10 protein-coding genes (1 of these 10 only partly in view) are annotated in these 20,666 nt (G+C 62.2%); 9 read left to right on the top strand and 1 reads right to left on the bottom strand.

Going from position 1 to position 20,666, the window contains the following annotated elements; translation table 11 throughout:
- On the top strand, window positions 1-1,233 hold the full coding sequence (locus OUZ45_RS14310) for an ABC transporter permease (RefSeq protein WP_266170802.1): 1,233 nt from the start codon (window positions 1-3) through the stop codon (window positions 1,231-1,233).
- Window positions 1,234-1,255: 22 nt separating this feature from the next.
- Here the strand turns inward: OUZ45_RS14310 and OUZ45_RS14305 are convergent, their stop codons facing one another.
- Window positions 1,256-4,387: a glycogen/starch synthase gene (locus OUZ45_RS14305; protein WP_266170801.1), complete on the bottom strand. Its 3,132-nt coding sequence runs from the start codon at window positions 4,385-4,387 to the stop codon at window positions 1,256-1,258.
- A gap of 518 nt (window positions 4,388-4,905) precedes the next feature.
- On the opposite strand from OUZ45_RS14305, the gene OUZ45_RS14300 reads away from it, so the two are divergent.
- From OUZ45_RS14300 to OUZ45_RS14265, 8 genes are all read left to right on the top strand, one after another.
- Window positions 4,906-5,634 (top strand): thioesterase II family protein, encoded by a 729-nt coding sequence (locus OUZ45_RS14300; RefSeq protein WP_266170800.1) that lies wholly within the window; start codon window positions 4,906-4,908, stop codon window positions 5,632-5,634.
- Window positions 5,635-5,709: 75 nt separating this feature from the next.
- Window positions 5,710-6,564: a 3-hydroxyacyl-CoA dehydrogenase family protein gene (locus OUZ45_RS14295; RefSeq protein ID WP_266170799.1), complete on the top strand. Its 855-nt coding sequence runs from the start codon at window positions 5,710-5,712 to the stop codon at window positions 6,562-6,564.
- Between the two features lie 23 nt (window positions 6,565-6,587).
- On the top strand, window positions 6,588-6,839 hold the full coding sequence (locus OUZ45_RS14290) for an acyl carrier protein (RefSeq protein WP_266170798.1): 252 nt from the start codon (window positions 6,588-6,590) through the stop codon (window positions 6,837-6,839).
- Window positions 6,840-6,884: 45 nt separating this feature from the next.
- Window positions 6,885-8,090 carry an acyl-CoA dehydrogenase family protein gene (locus OUZ45_RS14285; RefSeq protein WP_266170797.1) on the top strand — a complete coding sequence of 402 codons (1,206 nt, stop codon included), beginning with the start codon at window positions 6,885-6,887 and terminating at the stop codon, window positions 8,088-8,090.
- Window positions 8,087-8,779: a 4'-phosphopantetheinyl transferase family protein gene (locus OUZ45_RS14280; protein WP_266170796.1), complete on the top strand. Its 693-nt coding sequence runs from the start codon at window positions 8,087-8,089 to the stop codon at window positions 8,777-8,779. Before OUZ45_RS14285 ends, OUZ45_RS14280 begins: the two co-directional genes overlap by 4 nt.
- 81 nt (window positions 8,780-8,860) lie before the next feature.
- Window positions 8,861-9,970: an HAD-IIIC family phosphatase gene (locus tag OUZ45_RS14275; protein WP_266170795.1), complete on the top strand. Its 1,110-nt coding sequence runs from the start codon at window positions 8,861-8,863 to the stop codon at window positions 9,968-9,970.
- Window positions 9,886-11,748: a cyclic peptide export ABC transporter gene (locus OUZ45_RS14270; RefSeq protein ID WP_266170794.1), complete on the top strand. Its 1,863-nt coding sequence runs from the start codon at window positions 9,886-9,888 to the stop codon at window positions 11,746-11,748. Before OUZ45_RS14275 ends, OUZ45_RS14270 begins: the two co-directional genes overlap by 85 nt.
- A gap of 80 nt (window positions 11,749-11,828) precedes the next feature.
- Window positions 11,829-20,666: the beginning of a type I polyketide synthase gene (locus tag OUZ45_RS14265; RefSeq protein ID WP_266170793.1), read on the top strand. Its footprint extends 23,739 nt past the window's final position; the window shows 8,838 of its 32,577 coding nt (coding positions 1-8,838); its start codon is at window positions 11,829-11,831; its stop codon lies off the right edge, out of view.

The following is a 20,666-nucleotide window of genomic DNA, read 5'->3' as shown; positions in this document are numbered from 1 at the left end:
ATGGATATCCTGCCGATTCTTTCCACCCTGCGTCGCCACAAGGTCACGTCGCTGCTCCTCATTCTGCAGATCGCGCTGACCTGCGCCATCGTCTGCAATGCGGTATTCCTGATCGGCCAGCGGCTGCGGCTCATGGACCTGCCCAGCGGCGTTGCCGAGCATGAGCTGGTGCAGGTCCAGCTGGGCTATATCGGCGCGAGTCCCGACGACAAGGCGCAGACGGCGACCGATCTGGCGGAGCTGAGGCAGATCCCCGGCGTGAAGCAAGTGGCGCTGGCGCGCTATCTGCCGTTCACCCTCGATGGCTCGGCCAATGCTGGCCTCAAGCTGGATCCTCAGCAGCAACAGAACACGCTGGAGGCGGAGACGTATTTCGGCCCCAATCTGTTGCCGACGCTGGGTACACAGTTGGTGGCCGGGCGCGATTTCGATCCCGGCGAGTATCTCGATTTCGACGCGGTGGTGGCCGCCTTGAATCGCGGGGACCTTACGGGGCTGCCGCACACCATGATCATTACGCGCCCACTGGCCGAGCGCTTATGGCCCGGGCAGGACGCACTGGGCAAGACGATCTACGTGGGCAATGGCATTCCGTTCCGGGTGATCGGCATCGTCGCGCACCTGGCGCGGCCGTACATCCGGCAGGATGGCTCGGAGTACAGCACCATCTGGCCGATCCGCATGACTCCGGCCGATGGGGCAAGCTACGTCATCCGTACGGCGCCGCAGGACCGCGAGGCGGTGCTGAAGGCGGTGGTGGCCAAGCTCAGGCAGCTCAATCCCAATCGCGTGGTATTGAAGAAGCGCACGTATGACGACGCGCGCAACGACTACTTCGCCACTGACCGCGCCATGGCCGGCATTCTGGGCGGCGTGATCGTGGCGCTGCTGATCGTCACCGCGCTGGGCATTGTCGGCCTGGCCAGCTTCTGGGTGGCGCAGCGTCGCCGGATGATTGGCGTGCGCCGCGCGCTGGGTGCCACCCGCGTCGATATCCTGCATTACTTTCAGACCGAGAACTTCCTGCTGGCGACGATCGGTATCGCCCTGGGCATGGTGCTGGCCTATGGCATCAACCAGTTCCTGATGCTGCATTACGAACTGCCGCGGCTGCCGGCGAGCTACTTCCCGGTCGGCGCGATCGCCCTGTGGCTGATTGGCCAGCTTGCCGTGCTGGGGCCGGCGCTGCGCGCCGCGGCGGTGCCGCCGGTGGTGGCGACGAGAAGCGATTGAGCCTGAAGGCGTATCGAGGGGGTCAGGCTTGCGCGTATCGGAGCCGTTTGTATGCCGTGATTGCCGAGTAGATCGCACGATATTCCGAGAACGCCGCGGACCACGAAAAATTTTCCTGCCGGGCTCGGTGTGACAGCTCGCGCATCTCATCGGCTTTGTGCCGAAGCTTGTTCATTACCTGTGCCACCAGGGCCTTGAGCGTTTCTATTTCACCCTCGACGTCGGTGGTGTCTTCCCAGGCGTAATAGAGTCCGTTGCGAACCTTGCCCAGGCCGCCGGTGCGTCGCGCAACGACGATGGCGCCGTACCGGCTGAACTCGATATCAGTCAAGCCGAAGGGCTCGAATTTGCTGGGAATGATGGTGAAGTCCGCGGCGAGCAGGATCTGCTTTCGCGTCGGCTGATCGATGAATTCCGGGGAGAACCAGAAAGAGCCGGGGAACTGCTCCATCACGACGAACAGCGCCTGTATCTTGTCCGGGGTCATGCTCTGGTCCATCGGTCCGGCGACGATGACGCAGCCACCGTTTTCAAGTATGAAGCGTGCGCTTTCGATGATCGCGGTGATGTTTTTCTGGTCGGTAAGGCGGGTAATGATGGCGCAAAGCGGGCGATCCTGATCGGTGCCGGGCCACAAGGCTTCCAGAAGGGCGGCCTTGGCGGTGCGCTTGATGGCTCCCCCTGCGACCTCGTCGGCATCGGCCGGCATTCCCTCACCATGGAACGCTGAGCCGTTGTTTATGCCATAGAGCAATGGGTACCTTACGTGCCCGCTGGGTATCAATAGATTGAATGGATCCCGCGCCATCTTTCCGTGGGCTTGCGCGACGCGGTCCATCACTTCACCCCATGAGCGGGAGAGTTCGCGGGCATAGGCTGCGCTGACCGGCAATCCGCCCACCAGGTTGTTCGCGGCCACGAAGCTGGTGGCTCCTTTCAGGATATTGATGGCGCCTTTGTGCTGGAAATGCTCGATCGCGAGGCACCGATGGATGCCGAGGATGCGCGAGAAATCTTCAACTGACACGGATGTTTCTTGAAACTCTGCGGTATGGCGATCCATGCCGCCGTAGTAGGGCAGCGTCATGGAGCTTACATAGGCGGCTCCCGCATTGTGGATGCTGAGCGTGCAGGCTGAGCGCTTGTCGAGGAAAAACGGGACCAGCGAGGTGTGATAGTCGTGCCCGTGATAGATCGTGCAATTCAACAGGTCGAACAGGCAGGCCAGTCCTTTGTTGAACAGCCGTAGAAAAATCATCTCATCGCGATAGCCATCCGTGTGATAGACATTGCGCGCATGGGCGCCCGTGCTTACCGATCGCCGAAGGAAGTGGGGGTGGTCAAGAAAATAGATTCGGGAGCGTGGCTGTGCCGCAAGGCAGTAAACCTCCATTTTTTCCAGGCTTCCTTCAACGTCTATGTCGAAAGAGCTGACGTGGGTGAGCGATTGTTGTGGGATTCCCTGGTAGCGAGGGAATGCAAAGAAGCATTCACTTCCATCCTTCCCAAGGAAGTCGGGATATTCCCGAATGATCTCGCTGATGACCTGGCCCAGGCCGCCCACTCGCACGTCGATCGGTTCGCCGCCTGGACCGTGCAGTCCCTCAATGCTGCCGAATTCCATGGCGGCCATGAGGACTCTATGCCGTGAGTTCTGCGACTCCTGCAGCATGTCGGCCCAGATGCCGAGTTCGATGGGGGTTGTTGGCGTGCTCAGGTGCTCTGCGGGTTCGATCAATTCGAAAACCGCGCAAGCCAGCCCTTCGCTCGCAATGTGAAGTACGTCACCGCGGCAGGTGACTTCACACTTTTCTCCCAGTGATACGGCGATACGAAGCTCGGCGCCTCGAAGGATGGCTCCAAGATCGAAAGCCAGGTCGGCGCGATCCGCGCATCGATTGATAAACAGGAACAGCCGCCGCCCATCCGCCGCCTTCGCTGCGAGGAGCCTGTCGTCCGTAACATCGTATTCCTTGGTGTCGCCAAAGTTCGCGGAAGCGCGATACGGCGCGAGAGCTGACTCCATCGTCTGGACCAGGTCGTTCACCATGCCCGAAGGCGATATGGCATCGATGCGTTCGCGGGCATGCGCGCGATCCATGAACGCCTCGCCTCCATGAAACAGCATGGGGGCGCATTGGCTGAAGAAGTGCGTCACTACGGACATCGCCAGCGCCCAGAATTCGCTGGCCGGCAACGTCGTCGAGTCGTGGCTTTCAACGAAGGGGACCAGGCGGTCCAGGGGAGTCAGGGGCGTCTCCCGGTCGTGAATGAAGCGGACAAACCGCTTAAAAGTGATCGAGGCATCCTGCAGTGCCAGTACCGCGCCGTTGAGGGGGAAGTCCAGGAAATAAACCTGGGCATTGGCGGGTATACGGCGGAGGGTTTCGTAATAGGTGCAGGCGATGGAGGTATAGCGAGTGCCGGCCTCCTCCAGCAGGAAGGATACCTTTTGTCCTCCTGCGCCATCCGCCAATTCGGAGATGAACTCGACCAGGAAGTTCAAGGAGATATGACGGGCGGAATCGATCCGGAAGGAGCGCACACCCAGCGCAATAAACCTCTTGTGGGCATCGATGATGTACCTGCGCGCCGCCGGATCGGCGTGGTCGAAAGACGGCATGTTGTATATCGCGTACTTCGCAATCTCCTCCCGTAGCGACAGCTGTGCCTGGTACGACGAGGCGTTTTCAACATCCGTATACAGGTGCTCCGGCGGATTGATGTCGATCCGATAGCATGCCGGCCGGCGGAGGTCATGACGTTCCAGCGTGAGCGCGTCGCCTCCGCCGTAGCCGAAGTGGGTGAGAATCAGATCGAGAACAATATCGATCGACCGCTGATTGAGCGTTTCAAGCAGTTCCAGAAAAGCCTGCTCGCCACCAAGCCCGTCGTCGATCGATGTGTGATCGGAGGGCCAGTACTGGTGGTCGTTGCGGGTCGTGTTGTAGCTGTAGCACGACTGCGGATAGACAGGGCTCAAATGCAGCTTGCTGATGCCAAGCCGGCGCAGCGACTCGACATTATTTGATATGTCGCGAAAGGTTCCTTCGCCAAGTTTCTTCGTAAATATCGAATAGGACCTGCCGAAATTTTCAGGCGGCGATGGCGCCAATGCTCTGTCGACAGATCGGGAAGAGATGATGGGGCGCATTGGAATCTCATGGCTGCATCTTTGATTTTTTTCGAGCTGCACGCTCGCAAAGAACAGCAACGTGCATCCGTTATGTCAATAGGGCGCGACGATGGCGTGTACATTCACGAGGGTTTCACGCAAGTGCAGTGTAGCCTGACAGGACTAGCCGCCTACAGCCAGGGAACCGGGGTAGCGTGCGTCCTTAGATACTGTGAGTGGCCTTAAGAAGCATCTAGGCCAGAGGCGGCTTGCCGTTTATTTCTGTGGCTTTGCCCGAAGTATTCGCGCATCGAAAGGTGCGGGAGATCACGTTTTATTGTCTGGATAAGCGGGCGCATTTGAATCGACTGTCATTGCTTTGCAATGCATATGCTCCGCTTCTGAACCACTTTGGTTGTTCTTGAACACCTGAATTTTCGCTGTGCGCTGTGGCTTCAAGTTCGTGTTGTCATCGGCTCCGTCAATTCAACTCGTGCGAGGCAAGGGAAGTGTCGAATCCATGGCTTCAAGTACATGCTCCGAACGCTAATGCTTCCATGCGTCTGTTCTGCTTTCCTTTTGCCGGCGGCTCAGCCCAGGCTTTCAGGGACTGGCGGGATTATCTGCCGCAGAGCATCGAGCTCTGTGCGGTGCAGCTTCCGGGCCGGGAGATGCGCCAGCGCGAAATGCCCATGGCCAACGCCGACGAGATAGTCGATGCGCTGCTGCCCATATTGACGCCCTTGATGGATCGCCCGTTTACGCTGTTCGGGCACAGCATGGGCGCGATCATCGCATTCGAATTGGCGCGAAGGCTGCAGCAGGAAGGCAAGCCGGCGCCCGAATGCCTGGTTGTCTCGGGAAGAGTGGCGCCGCATCGGCCTTTGACCCGTGCGCCTATCAATCATCTTTCCCGCGATGAATTTATCGAAGGCCTCCGCCACTTGGGCGGCACACCTGCCGAAGTCCTTGGCGACAGCGAGTTGATGTCGCTGATCGAGCCGATGTTACGGGCGGACCTGGCGGTCCATGAGGACTACACGTATCGGGCCGAGCCCAGGCTGAAGTGCGACGTCCTGGCATTCGGCGGTCTGCGCGACCCCGAGGCGGGCCGCGGCGACGTGGAGGCATGGCGTGAGGCGACTGACGGTTCCTTCAGCCTGCAGATGATGCCCGGGGACCATTTCTTCATTCGCTCCGCCCAGCCGCTCTTCCTGCGCGCACTGTCCATTGAGCTGCGCAAGGCCATGGCGCGGTCGGCGCCGCCGGAGCGCCTTGCAGGCTGACGGACTTCATCCGGTTTCATCCGCACGTTTCGCCGTCCGCAACCATTTTGATGGCTCATATCGAAGGGGTGGGTAGTGCCTGATTTGAATGTGATCGGAGTTGTGGGCGCTGGGGTGATGGGGCGTGGACTTGCCCAGGATCTCGCCCAGCATGGGCATAAAGTGCTGCTTATCGATATCGGTAAAGACATACTCGACGATGCGGTGCGGTCGATCCGCCAGAATCTTCGAGCTCAGCTTTTGATGGGCAAGAAGCCGGGGGGCAAGGGCGTTGACGAAACGCTCTCTTCCATCGTTACGTCCACGGACCTTGCCGTGCTGGAAGAAGCCGATTTCGTCGTCGAGAACGCGACGGAAAACTTCGGCATCAAAAAGGACATCTATCGGCAGATCGACCAGATCTGCCGCCCGCAGACCATTTTTGCGGCGAATACATCCGCGATATCGATTACCCGGATCGGCTCCTTGACAGAGCGGCCCGATCGGATTCTTGGGATGCATTTCATGAATCCCGTTCCGATGAAGAAGACGGTGGAAGTCATCCGCGGATACCACACGTCCAACGAAACGATCGATACCGCCAAGCAGTTCCTGAGCCAGTTCGGCAAGGAGTCCGTCATCGTGTCGGACTCCCCTGGATTCGTATCCAACCGAGTCCTGATGCTCACCGTCAACGAGGCGGCATTTCTCGTCCACGATCGCGTCGCTCCGCCGGCTGACATCGACAAGATCTTTGTCGAGTGCTTCGGCCACACGATGGGGCCGCTGGCGACGGCGGACCTGATCGGCCTGGATACGATCCTGTACTCGATCGAGGTGCTGTACGAGAGCTTCAACGACAGCAAGTACCGGCCATGTCCCTTGTTGAAGCAGATGGTGGACGCTGGCTTGCACGGTCGAAAGAACGGCAAGGGTTTTTTTGAATACTGATTCACAAAGGGATGGGGTCCACCATGAGTGAATACAAACAGATCATTCGTCAGTTCTTCTCGCGCTTTTTCCGCACCGACGAGCTCGGTGACGCGGACGACGTGTTCGCTGGCGGTTATGTGAACTCGCTTTTTGCCATCCAGCTGATTGCGTGGCTGGAGAAGGAGTTCAAGATCGCGATCGAAGACGACGACCTTCAGCTGGCGAACTTCAGCACGATCGACGCGATTGCCCAGATGCTCGGGCGGAAGCAGGGCGTAGTGGTAGCTGCCTAGAACAAGCGACGACATCCGGGAGGGGCTGCGATGGTGAGTAGCGGTATGGACACAGATAGCCGTCAAGGCGAATTTCGTCGATTTGCCCTGGACAAGGTTGTCCCCTTCGCCGAAATCCATGATCGTTCCCAGAAGCTGTCCGATAGGATCATCCCGGATCTCGCGCAGAACGGATATTTTGCGCCCTTCCTGCCGCACCGCTGGGGCGGTGCATCGATGGACATGGTGACTTACGGCGCCCTGCATGAGGAGCTCGGCAGGGCCTGCTCGTCGGTGCGCACCCTGTTGACCGTGCATGACATGGTCGCCCACACGATTCTTCGATGGGGCAGCTCCGGCCTCAAGGAGCGCTGGCTGCCTTTGCTGGCCAGGGGTGAAGTCCTTGGTGCGCTCGGTGTCAGCGAACCCAATGTCGGCAGCGACATCACCGCCGTTGAAATGACGGCCGTTGCCGATGGCGATGCGTTCGTACTCGACGGCCAGAAGAAATGGATCAGCTTTGGTCAGCTTGCCGATCTGTACCTGGTCCTGTGCACATACAGCGGCCTGCCGGTGACGTTTCTGGTGGAGCGCGACAGGGCAGGGCTGTCCGTCGAGCCGATCGAAGGCATGTTCGGGACCCGCGGATCGATGCTGGGGCTCGTGACGTTCAAGCAGTGCCGCGTGCCGAAAGACAACATGATCGGCCGGCCGGGATTCGGCGCCACCGTGGCCCAGACTGCGCTTGGACTCGGGCGTTATTCGGTGGCTTGCGGTGCCGTGGGGATCGCGCAGGCGTCCCTGGATGCCTGCTACGCATACGCCAGTGGCGTCACGCGATTCGGTGCTCTGCTGAAAGATCATCAGCTGATCCAGCAGATGATCAGCGACACCATTACGGATACCGTCGCGGCGCGGCTGCTGTGCCGCCACGCGGGAGCGCTGCGTGAGTCCGGGGATTTCCAGGACATCATGCATACCTTCATCGCGAAGTACCACGCGTCGACCGCGGCGATGCGGGCGGCGGATCGTGCTGTCCAGATCCATGGCGCGAACGGGTGCAGTCCCTCCTATCCGGTCGAGCGGTTGATGCGCGACGCCAAGATCATGGAGGTGATCGAGGGCAGCACGCAGATCCAGCAGATCACCATTGCCAGCCTGGGGTTCCAGGAATTCGACCGGCAGAGGCTGTTGGCGGGAGGTGATTCCTTCGGGCAGCCGAGTGGCGGCAGGCCGAAGCATCAGCTCGCACTCGATACGGTGTCGGAATGAGCCTCGCCGCGGATGAGCGCGCGATGGCGGACCTTTTTGTGACCCCCGTCGCCGCATGCATCGCGGACTCGGATATGTTCAGCGCGCCTCTTTTCGTCGAGGAAGAGGCATACATTCGCAAGGCGGTGCCGGCGCGGCGCCGTGAATATTCCGCAGGTCGTGCCGCTGCCCGCAAGGCGCTGGCGAAGGCCGGCGGGGCGATCGGGCCGATTATTGCCGACCCCGATCGCAGCCCTCGCTGGCCGGCGAGTTTCTGCGGCAGCATCACGCATTGCGAAGGGTTCTGTTCCGCCGTCGTCGCACGATCGGACGACGCATCCGGCGTGGGATTCGACGCTGAAGAAGCCAAGCCCCTCGGGGGCGATCTATACCATTTGGTTTGCAGGCCGAATGACCTCGTGCATTTCCGTGCCTTGCCGCACATCGATGGCGTGGATTGGCCAAAGCTCGCTTTCAGCGCCAAAGAATCTTTTTACAAGTGCTATTACCCGGGCACGCGCTCTTTTCTCGGGTTTCGGGAGGTTTCCGTGTTCTTTTCCGTCAAGGCGGGAGGGGCCAGGGAGGGGGGCTTCTCGATCGTTCTGGAAAACAAGGTGAAGCCCATGCCGCGCCATGCCGCCGATTTCATCGGGCGCTGGATGGCCGATGGCGAGCGGATCTACACCGGCGTAACGCTGCCTCGCTCTTGAGCGACGGGTGCGTACGGGTTGCGAGGTGAGCGGGGTGCGTTGTTGCGAGCTGTTGCTGTCCTTTCAATCGGAGGAATGAAGATGTCTAGCAACGCGTTGTTGGCAGAGCTGGAGAAAGACAGGGAAGAGCGGCGAGCCAGGTCGGTCAAGGTCGTCGTCTGGGATCTCGACCATACGATCTGGGACGGCGTCCTTCTCGAAGACGAGGCCGTTGCCTTGATCCCCGGCGTCGTGGACGTGATCCAGGAGCTCGATCGCCGCGGCATTCTTCAGTCGATCTCGAGCAAGAACGATCACGCCACGGCCATGGCCAAGCTGGCCGCCTTCGGGATCGCCGAATACTTCCTCTATCCCCAGATCAACTGGGGATCGAAGGCCGCCTCCGTCAAGGCGATTGCGACCGCGATCAATGTCGGCATCGACAGTATCGCCTTTATCGACGATCAGTCCTTCGAGCGCGAGGAAGTGGCTTATTCGCATCCGGACGTGCTGTGCGTCGACGCGACGGAATTCGACGCCATCCTGGAGCGGAATGAATTCATTCCGCGATTCGTCACGGACGAGTCCAAAAGCCGTCGCCTTATGTATCTCAGCGACATCCAGCGCAACGAGGTGGAAGAGAAGTTCGAGGGGCCCAAGGAAGACTTCCTTGCGACCCTTGGCCTCCAGCTGACGCTGGGCAAGGCGACTGAAAACGACTTGCAGCGGGCGGAAGAGCTCACCAAACGCACCCATCAGCTGAATACCACGGGGCGGACCTATAGCTACGATGAGCTCAAGGCCATCATGGAGTCGCCGGATCACGAGCTGCTTATCGCCGGCCTGGAAGACAGGTTCGGGACCTACGGAAAGATCGGCCTGTGCCTGCTCGAACGGGCGCCCAAGTACTGGACAGTAAAGCTGCTGCTGATGTCCTGCCGCGTCATGTCGCGTGGCGTGGGAACGATCATCATCAATTACCTGGTGACAGAGGCCAACAAGGCCGGCGTTCGTTTGCGCGCTGAATTCATCCGCACCGACCGCAACCGCATGATGTACATCACCTACCGCTTCAGCCATTTCCAGGACCTGGGCGAGTTCGACGGCGTCAGCCTCCTGGAGAACGAATGCAGCGTGGTCTCGGATTACCCCGCGTACGCGTCGGTCCACATCGTGAACGGCATGGGCTGCCGCCAGGAAGCATTCGCGTAGATCGATGGCCTGCTGCACGCAGGCCTGCATGTGTTTTTGCTCGTCGGGAATTTCACTACCAACGCAGAGAGAGGTGCGCGGTGAGGATCATACGTTTTCTGTTCGGATACGCTCCCGAAGTGATCATCGCCACCACGGCCATCTCGGCGGTCGCCGGATTGAGCACCGTCTGGCTGCTGATGATATTCAACAACCATCTCAGAGGCGTCATCGACGGCAATGAGGATATCTGGAAGTTCATTGGCCTGTGCACCGCTGCCGCGGTGACGAGCTTCATTGCCAAGGTCAGCATTTCCAAGCTGGCGTTATGGTCGTCGTTCGACCTTCGCCTGCAGCTCGGGCGGCAGTGGATCCATACGCCGCTGGTCGAGCTGGAGCGCGAGGGCAATGCCAAGCTTCTGTCGGCCGTTACCCAGGACGTGGACCGCCTGTCGGAATCCATGCGCTCGCTCCCGGCGCTGCTTGTCGACTACACCGTGACCATCGCATCCTTCTTCTATCTGGGCTATCTGTCCTGGAAGCTGCTGCTGGTGCTGGTGTGTTTCATGCTGGCGCTGACGGTGACGCGCGAACTGATGAAAAGCAGGTTCGAGAAACACCTCCGCGAGGCGCACACGTTCGCGGAAATGATGCTGGCCACATACAACGCGATGAATGGGGGCATCAAGGAGCTGAAGATGAACATGGCTCGCTGGAATGGATTCTATACGGGCGAGCTCTATGACGTATCGAGCAAGCACCGGGACAGGAGCTACAGCGCCGAGCTGATGTTCGGAATCATCTACGGATACTCCGAGGTAGCCTTCTTTATCTTTGTCGGCCTGCTTATCTACGGCGCGAAGCTCCTCGGCGGAATTTCCCACGAGGTCATGATCAGCTTCCTGGTGGCGTTCCTTTACATCAGGTCGAACATGGATCGCGTGATCGAGAGCGGCGGACAGTTCGCCCGAGCCGGCGTCGCACTCGACAATCTGGAAGAGCTTGGCGTGTTCCGCCATTCGGCGTCGATGTCCGTGGCCGAGCTGCATACGCGCACCTCGCGCGACCGGGTCGCCACGGCGGTCAACAACGACGTGAAGCTCGGTGAGCGGGTGCACGCCTCGGGTTGCAGCATAAAACTGACCAATCTCCGCCACACCTATGAAGGCATCGGCGGCGATCATGGTTTCGAGTTTGGCCCGGTCAATCTCTCGATCAACGCGGGCGAACTGCTCTTCATCACCGGCGGCAACGGCAGCGGAAAGACGACATTCGCCAAGCTGCTCTGCGGTCTGTACGAATCCGGCAGCGGCGAGGTCTCGCTCAATGGCGTGCGGGTGCAGGCGGAGAACCGTGCCTGGTACGCGCAGCATTTCGGCACGGTGTTTTCCGACTCCTACCTGTTCAGCAAGCTCTACGGGGCCGAGGACTTGCCGCAGACGGACGAGGTCATCCGCGGCTACCTGCGCGAATTCCGCCTGGAGGAGAAAGTGCAGGTGCATGCAGGCAGGTTTTCGACGATCTCGTTGTCGCAAGGCCAGCGGAAGCGCCTGGCTCTGGTCACGACGTATGTCGAGGACCGTCCCATTTACCTGTTCGATGAATGGGCGGCGGACCAGGATCCCGAGTTCCGGGAGTTTTTCTATCACAAGATCCTGCCGGAACTGAAAGCCAAGGGTAAGACGGTCATCGTGATCAGCCACGACGACCGCTACTACCACGTCGCGGACCGGATCATAAAACTCGAAAGCGGTCGCCTGGCCAAAGAAGTGCCACAAGGCGAGGCCGTTCCCGCTTAAGTACTTCCGTTCAATTCTTCAGCGGCCGGGGCGGCGCCTCGGCTGCTGTCAATCCATGAATTGCAGTCGACGGGTGCCAGATGCGTACTACAGATAAGGACGTAATGGGTCAGTGGCTCGTCGAGCGCCTGGCGGAGATTTGCGCCATCTCGACATCGGAGATTGCCTGGGACGATTCTTTTTCGGACCTTGGCCTTTCCTCCAGCGAAGCTGCGACGCTGGCCGGCGATTTCGAGCGCTGGCTGGAAACCGAACTGCCGGTCACCCTGTTCTACGATTGCGATTCCATATCGAAGGTTATGGAATACGTTCTAGCCGCCACGGGAACATCGTCTCCGCGCGCGCCGTCACCCGCAGCCAGGCCGCTGCCGTCGCAGGAGGCGATCGCCATCGTCGGCATGTCCTGCCGTTTTCCGGGGGCGCAGAATCTCTCGGAGTTCTGGGAACTGCTCGCTTCCGGCAAGGATGCGATTTCCGAAGTGCCGCCGACCCGCTGGGATGTGGATGCCGTCTACGATCCGGTCATCGGCACGCCGGGCAAGATGAATACGCGCCATGGCGGTTTCATTCCCGACATCGAGGAATTCGATGCCGACGCTTTCGGGATCGCCCCGCGCGAAGCGGAGCGCATGGATCCCCAGCAAAGGGCGATGCTGGAGGTCGCCTGGGAGGCTTTCGAAGACGCGGGCCTCAACCGCGATGCCGTGCGCGGCGATCGGATCGGCGTTTTCGTCGGCCTGTCGAACCAGGAATACCGGGAGCGGCAATTCAGCGACCGCTGTTCGATCGACGCACTGGCCGGAACCGGTAATTCGGCCAGTATCACGGCGAACCGGATTTCCTATTTCTTCGACCTGCGCGGCCCGAGCCTGTCGATCGATACGGCGTGTTCGTCGTCCTTGACCGCCATTCACATGGCCTGCCAGAGCCTGCGCAGCGGCGAGTCGCGCACGGCGCTGGCCGGCGCGGTCAATCTGATGCTGACGCCGGAATTCACCATTGTGTTTTCGCAGGCGGGCTTGCTGTCCTCCGATGGAAAATGCCGGACCTTCGATGCGGATGCGAACGGCTATGTCCGCAGCGAAGGCGCGGCGGCGATCGTGCTCAAGACCTATGCGCAAGCGCAGGCGGACGGCGATCGTATTTACGGCTTGATCCGCGGCAGTGCGATCAATCAGGACGGCAGGACGCTTGCGCTCACCACGCCGAACCGCGCGGCCCAGGAGGCGATGCTGGAGGCCGCCTACGAGGCGGCGGCGATCGCGCCAGCGGACGTCGACTATGTCGAGGCGCATGGCACCGCGACGCCGATAGGCGATGTCATCGAGGTCGCTGCTTTGTCCGCCGTGCTGGAGCAGGGGCGGCCCGCTGGTCGCAAGTGCCTGATCGGTTCGGTGAAGACCAACCTGGGCCATCTTGAAGCGGCTGCCGGCATGGCCGGCATGATCAAGACCGTGCTGGCGATGCAGCATCGCCAGATTCCCGCCTCGCTGCATTTCGAGCGGCCGAATCCGCGCATCGGTTTCGAGAAGACGGCGATCGAAGTCGTCACCGCACTGACTCCCTGGCCAGCCACCTCGCGACCGCCGCTGGCCGGCGTCAGTGCGTTCGGCTTCGGCGGCACCAATGTGCACGTGGTGCTGGAGGCGGCTCCGCTGGCGCCCGAGCCGGACGATGCGACTACCTTTCGCGCTTTCCCTGTGTCGGCGCGGACCGTCAGCGGCCTGGAACGCGCGCGCCGCGTGCTCGATCAGAGCTTGCAGAACGGCGACGTGCCATTCCGGCGCAACCTCGCCTATACGCTGACGAAGCGCGAACCCTACCCGAACCGCGCCGTCGTCATCGCGGATGCAAACCATGGCGCCAGTCCCTTGCTCGCGAAGGCGGAGCGCCTGCTTTCTCCCGGTGCGCAGCCGGCCTTTGTTTTTGCCGGCGTCGGCGATCACTACCTTGGTATGGGGCAGGGCCTTTATCAGGCCGAGCCGGTATTCCGCCATTGGGTGGATTATTGCTGCGGCTGGTTGAAGGCCGAACTTGGTCTCGATCTGCTGGACGTTTTCCAGGCCCGGCCGTCGCGCGAAGCCAATGCGGGCGATGCTTTCCGCCGCATGGTCGCCGGAGCGCGCGACCTCGGCATCCTGGCGCAGACCGAGCTGGCTCAGCCGGCCGTATTCGTACTGGAATACGCGCTGGCGCGCCTGCTGGAAGCCTGGGGCATCGAGCCGGGAGCCTGCGTCGGCTACAGCCTGGGCGAATACACGGCGGCGACGCTCGCGGGTGTGTTTTCCCTTGAAGACGGTCTTCGGATCGTCGCGACACGCGCGCGCCTGATCGGTGAATTGCCGGCTGGAGGCATGCTGGCGGTACCGCTTGCGGCCGAAGCGCTCGGCGATTATCTCGACGTAGACAAGCAGCTGGCGATCGGCATCGTCAACGGGCCGCGCCTCAGTGTCGTGTCCGGTCCGCTCGCGGCAGTCGAGCAGGTCAAGGAAAGGCTGCAGGCGGACGGTGTGGTCAGCCGCCTGCTGGGCACCGCGCATGCTTTCCATTCGCCGATGATGCAGCCGGTGGCTAAGGCATTGGCGGATCTGATCGGCGGGATGCCGTTGTCCGCTCCGCGCATTCCGGTGCTGTCGAACGTCACCGGCGACTGGCTGCGCGAGGACGAGGCGACCTCTCCCGCCTATTGGGGACGCCACCTCTGCGAAACCGTGCAATTCGCGGATTGCCTGCAAAAGCTGTTCGACCGCGAATCCGGCGCCTTGATCGAAATCGGCCCCGGGCAGAGCCTGAACTCGCTGGCCCGCCTGCATCCTGGTTTCAATCAGCGCAGTCACCTGGTGGTTTCCACCTGCCGGGGTGCGTTCGATCCGCAGGAGGACCAGGCTGTCTTCCTCAAGAGCCTTGGCGAATTCTGGTGCGCTGGTGGCTCGGTGAACTGGGGGACTCCGTTCGAAGGAGCCCCGGGCAGCCACGTTTCCCTTCCCAGCTGGCTGTTCGATCGCCAACGCTATTGGCTCGACGCGCGGCAGCAGGCCGTCACGGCCGCGCAGGGTGCAGGCGGGAAGGTGGCGGATATCGGAAAGTGGTTCTACGCGGAAACGTGGAGCGAATCACCGGCGCCGCAAGCTGACGCAGATGCCGGCGCGGCCAACTGGCTCGTGCTGTGCGCGGACAGCCCCGCGGGCGAAGCGGTGGGCGGGGGCTTGCATGGCCGCTCGAAGCGACTCGTGTCGACGGAAGTTGCGTCCGATCCCGAGCGCCTGCGGCAGGCGATCGGCCAGATGCGCAGCGAAGGTTTTGTGCCGAGCCGGATCGTCCACCTGGGCGGCCTGACCGCGGAGGATGGTGAAGAGACGCTGCAGGCGCGTGGCTACCTGAGTCTGTTGGCGCTGATGAAAGCGCTGGGCGAAGGCCGGTCCACGGCGACGGTGCAGCTGGATATCGTGTCGAACGGGCTTTATCTGGCCCGTGCCAGGGACGTGCTGAGCGCGGCCAAGGCCACGCTGATCGGCGCGATCCGCACCATTCCGCAGGAGTACCAGAACGTCACGCTGCGCAGTATCGACATGGACGGCGTCGATGCGGCCTCCGCAAGCCGCTTGCTGGCGGAACTGCTGTCGCCGGCAAACGACGTGGCGGTTGCGTGGCGTGGCGACACGCGACTGGTGCAGGGCTACGAGTCCAGGCCACTGGATGAAGTTACGGCGGAGCGCGACATGCTGCGCGAGGGCGGTGTCTACGTCATCACCGGCGGCCTCGGCAACGTGGGCCTGACGATCGCCGGGATGCTGGCTCAGCGCTACCAGGCAAAGATCGCGCTGCTCTCGCGCCGGGCCTTCCCCGAGCGGGAGCAATGGGAGCGCTGGCTCTCCGAGAATGGCAACGAGGATCCGGTCAGCGCGCAGATCGCCAAGCTGCTCGACATGGAAGCCGCGGGCGGCGAAGTGGTGGTGCTTGCCGCGGATGTCGCCGATGAGGCGAGGATGGAGGAAGTCTTCGCCTCGATCGAACAGCGTCATGGCCAGGTGCATGGCGTGTTCCACGCCGCCGGCCTGGTCACGCCCGCGTCCAACAACATCATCGCCGAACTTACGGCGGAGCAGATCGAAACGCATTTCAGCGCGAAGGTTCGCGGAACGCAGGTGCTCGGCCGCGTGCTCGACACGCGTCAAGCGGATTTCTGCCTGGTGTTCTCGTCGATTTCGGTGGTGCTTGGTGGCTTGGCCTTGTCGGCCTATGTGGCGGCGAATGCGTACGAGGATGGTTTCGTGCTGTCGCGTCGCGATGCGGTGGGCACGCGCTGGGTCACCGTGAACTGGGATACCTGGGCGCGCGACCGCGGCGAGCAGGACACCAAGGGAACCACGCTGGAAGCGTTCCTGATGTGGCCGGAAGAGGGCGCCGAGGCGGTCCGCCGGGTGCTGGGCTCGAATGCCTCTGCACGGCTGATCGGCTCGACGGCGGATCTATGGACGCGCCTGAATCAATGGGTGTACCGCAAGACCACAGCCCCGGCGGCCGGCACCACGGAGCGCAAGCTTTCCTACTATGCGCGCCCGGCGGTAAGCACCGCCTTCGTCGCGGCCAGCAGCAAGATCGAGAAGCGCGTGGCCCGGGTTTTCCAGGACGTGCTGGGGATCGAGGCGATCGGGCTGGAGGATAATTTCTTCGAGTTGGGCGGAAACTCGCTGGTCTCACTGCAGATCCTGGCGGAAGTGCAGCGCGAGTTCGACACGCAGCTTTCCCCGATCTTGATTTTCGAGGCGCCCAGCATCAGCGCGGTCAGCCGGCGCATGGCGTCGTTGATCGGCGGCGAAGACCAGCCGGCCATATCCGGCGCTTCGGCCAGGCGGCGCCGGCAGGCGAGGCGTGGTTCGGGCTCTTCCGATATCGCCATCATCGGCATGGCGAGCCGGTCCTCGGGCGCACCGGATATCGGCACGCTCTGGGACAACGCGCTGAACGGCGTCGAATCGCTGGTGCGTTTCAGCGACGACGAATTGCGCGCGGCCGGCGTCGATCCGGCACTCGTGCACAACCCCGCCTACGTGAAGGTGCGAGGCGTCGTCTCCGGCATCGATCTGTTCGATGCGGGCGTGTTCGGGATCAGCCCGCGCGAAGCGGAATTGATGGACCCGCAGCATCGCCTGATGCTGGAGACCGCGTGGGAGACCCTGGAGCATGCGGGCTACGATTCGCATCGCTACGAGGGCTCGATCGCCGTCTTTGCCGGCACCACGCCCAGCGAATACCAGGCGGGCCTGTTCCTGGATCGTGCGCTGTGGGAAGGGCTGAACGAGTTCGATACCTATCTGGCCAACACCCAGGATTCGCTCGCCACGCGCGTCTCCTACAAGCTCAATCTGCGCGGGCCGAGCCTTTCGGTCGGCACGTACTGCTCGACCTCGGGCGTCGCCATCCATCTGGCGTGCCAGAGCCTGCGCGCGGGCGAGTCCGACATGGCGTTGGCGGGCGGCATCTCCCTGCGCGTTCCCAGTGCGATCGGCTATCTGTACGAGCCTGGTAACCAGGCTTCTCCCGATGGCCTTACGCGGACCTTCGATGCGCGGGCGCAGGGCACCGTGTTCTCCGACGGCATCGGCCTGGTGCTGCTGAAGCCGCTGGAGGATGCGCTTGAGGATGGCGACACCATCCATGCGGTGATCAAGGGTTCGGCCGTCAATAATGACGGTTCGCTCAAGGCGGGATTTACGGCGCCGAGCGTTGAGCAGCAGTCCGAAGTGATTTCGATGGCGCTCGACCATGCGGGGCTGAGCGCGGGCGATATCCACTATGTCGAAGCCCATGGCACGGCGACCGAGCTGGGCGACCCGATCGAAGTGGCGGCGCTGACCAAGGCGTATCGCGAAAGCACCGACAAGGTGGGTTACTGCGCGCTGGGTTCGATCAAGCCCAATATCGGCCACACCGACCGCGCCGCGGGCGTGATCGGCGTGATCAAAGCGACTCATGTGCTGAAGACCGGCGTGGTGCCGCCGACCCTGCATTTCGAGCGGCCCAATCCCAAGATCGACCTGGCCAACAGTCCCTTCGTGGTCAGCAACCAGCGGCAGGAGCTGCCGGCCTCGGCGTCGCCGTGGCGCGCGGGCGTGACGACGCTGGGTGTGGGCGGCACGAATGTGCATTTCATTCTGGAACAGGCGCCGGAGGTCGAGCCGTCCGGTCCGTCGCGCGCAGCGCAGTTGCTGTTGTTATCGGCCAAGACGCAGGCGTCGCTCGATGGTGCGTCGGCACGATTGAGTGCGCATCTGCAGGAACATCCCGAGCAGGATCTGGCGGATGTGGCCTATACGCTGCAGACGGGGCGCAAGCGGCTGGAATACCGCAAGGCAGTGGTGTGCAACGAACGAGGCGAAGCCATTGCGGCGCTCTCGGAAGGCGGCGATCAGGGTCATCTGTCGTCGAACGGCACGCCGTCGGTGGTGTTCATGTTCCCGGGTGTGGGCGATCACTACTCGGATATGGCCGCGGATCTGTACCGAACCGAAGCGACGTTCCGTGAACTCGTGGACCATTGCTGTGCCGTGCTGGAGCCAGTGATCGGTCTGGACCTGCGCGAGGTGCTGTTTACGCCGGGCGGCTTGTCGGGCGAGCCGCGTGCGTCGATGGATTTGAAGGCGCTGCTCAAGCGCGGCGAACAGCGTCCGGAAGGCCGCCTGCAGGAAACCTGGCTGGCACAGCCAGCGGTGTTCGTCATCGAATACAGCCTGGCGCAATTGCTGATGAGTTGGGGCATCCAGCCGCAGGCGATGATCGGCTACAGCGTCGGCGAGTTTGTGGCCGCGGCGGTGGCGGGCAGTCTGGAGCTGGAAGACGCGCTGCGCCTGGTGGCGTTGCGCGCGAAGTTGATCGAGGCGCTGCCGGGCGGGGCGATGCTGGCGGTGCCGCTGGCGGAAGCGGATGTCGCTGCATTGCTGCCGGAAGGGGTATCGGTTGCGATCTGCAATGGCCCGAAGACGACGGTGGTGTCGGGTGCGGAAGATGCGATCGCCTCATTCGAGGCGATTCTCGCCGCGAAGTCGATCGTGAGCCGCCGCCTGCAGACCACGCATGCGTTCCATTCGCCGATGCTGGAGGGTGCGGCCGAAGGGCTGCGCGAGTTGCTGTCGAACGTGACGTTCGCGGCGCCGGCCATCCCATACATCTCGAATCTGACGGGCACCTGGATCGATGCGCAGGAAGCGGCGTCGGCCGACTACTGGGTGTCGCACATGTGCGGCACCGTGCGTTTTGCCGACGGCATCGGCGCACTGTTGAGCGAGGACAAGGGTCGGGTACTGGTGGAACTTGGCGCAGGTCAAAGCCTGGGCTCGTTCGTCAAACAGCACCCGGCGTATGAGCGCGGCATGGCGGTGATCCCGACACTGCGCGCGCCATTCCAGGAGCAACGCGACGACGCCTACCTGCTGAGCGCCGTGGGCCGCCTGTGGCTGGCTGGCATCGAAGCGGACTGGACATCCTTCTATCGGGAAGAACGCCGCCTCAAGGTTCCGCTGCCGACCTATGCCTTCGACCGCCAGCGCTACTGGATCGACGCCGAATTGCCGGCCTTGTCGCTGGCCAGGAGCTTGCTGACACAGGCGGAGAAATCAGCGCTTGCCGACTCGTTCTACGCGCCGTCGTGGAAGACCTCAGGGAGCGTTGACGGTGCATTGAATGCACCCGCAGCAGGCACCTGCTGGCTGATCTTCGCGGACGCTGACGGCATCGGCGACGCGCTTGCCGCGGCAGTGAAGCCGCTAGGCATCGAGACGGTGCTCGTCAGGCGCGGCGAGAACTTCACGGTCGCCGAAGACGGCTCTTGCTTGCTGCGGCCTTCCGTGGCGGCGGATTACGTCTCGGTACTGAAGGAGCTCAAGCACCGTCGTCTTGCACCCAGTCGCATCGTGCATCTGTGGGCGGCCGAGCATTGGCACGAGGATATGTCGAGCCATTTGCAGGAGCAAATGGAAGCTGGCTTTTACAGCCTGTTCCATCTCGCCCAGGCGATCGGCGAGCAACTGGCCGACACGCCGACCGAGCTGTGCATCGTCGCCAGCGACCTGGAGCCGGTGCTGGGCACGGAGACGATCCATCCGGCCAAGGCCACGCTGCGCGGGCCATGCAAGGTGATCCGCCAGGAGTATGCGACGGTCGCCTGCCGCAGCATCGATCTGTTCTCGCCCAGTGAAGAAGCCTGGGATGCGGAGCGATTGGGCATGCGCCTCGCCGCGGAAATCCTGTCCGGTGGAGAGGATCAATTCAGTGCCTTCCGCGACGGCCAGCGCTGGGTACCGTTCGTCGCGCCGGTGCAGATCGAGGCGCCGCACGATGAAGTGCCTCGGCTGAAGGAAGGCGGCGTCTATTTCGTTACCGGTGGCCTGGGCGGCATCGGCTTCGCTTTTGCCGACTATGTGTACCGAACCCGGAACGCGAAGCTTGTACTGGTGGGTCGTTCCGGCTTGCCGCCGCGCGAGGCATGGGCCGGAATCCTTGCCGCGGGCAAGGAAGACCAGGTCACTGAGCGCGTGCGCAAGATCGGTGGCCTGATCGAGGCCGGTGCGGAGGTTCTGATCATCACCGCCGATGTCGCCGATCCGGCGCAGATGGATGACGCCGTGCGCCAGGCGCTCGCGCGGTTCGGCACCATCAACGGTGTATTCCACGCGGCCGGCCTGCCAGGCCAGGGCCTGACCCAGCTGAAAACCGCACAGGCTGCGGCAGCTGTCATGGCGCCGAAGATCCAGGGCACGCTGGCGCTCGACCATGCGTTCTCCGGCGTGGATCTGGACTTCATGGTCCTGGTTTCGTCGATCGCGGCGATCGTGGGCGGCGGCCCCGGCCAAATCGATTACTGCGCGGCCAACGCCTTCATGGACGCGTTCGCGCAGCGTCATCATGCGAAGCATGGCATG

The sequence above is a fragment of the Dyella subtropica genome (genome assembly GCF_026283965.1).
Lineage (GTDB): Bacteria > Pseudomonadota > Gammaproteobacteria > Xanthomonadales > Rhodanobacteraceae > Dyella_D > Dyella_D subtropica.
The sequence above is the reverse complement of the archived record's forward strand: the minus strand, read 5'-3'. Positions and strand labels throughout refer to the sequence as shown.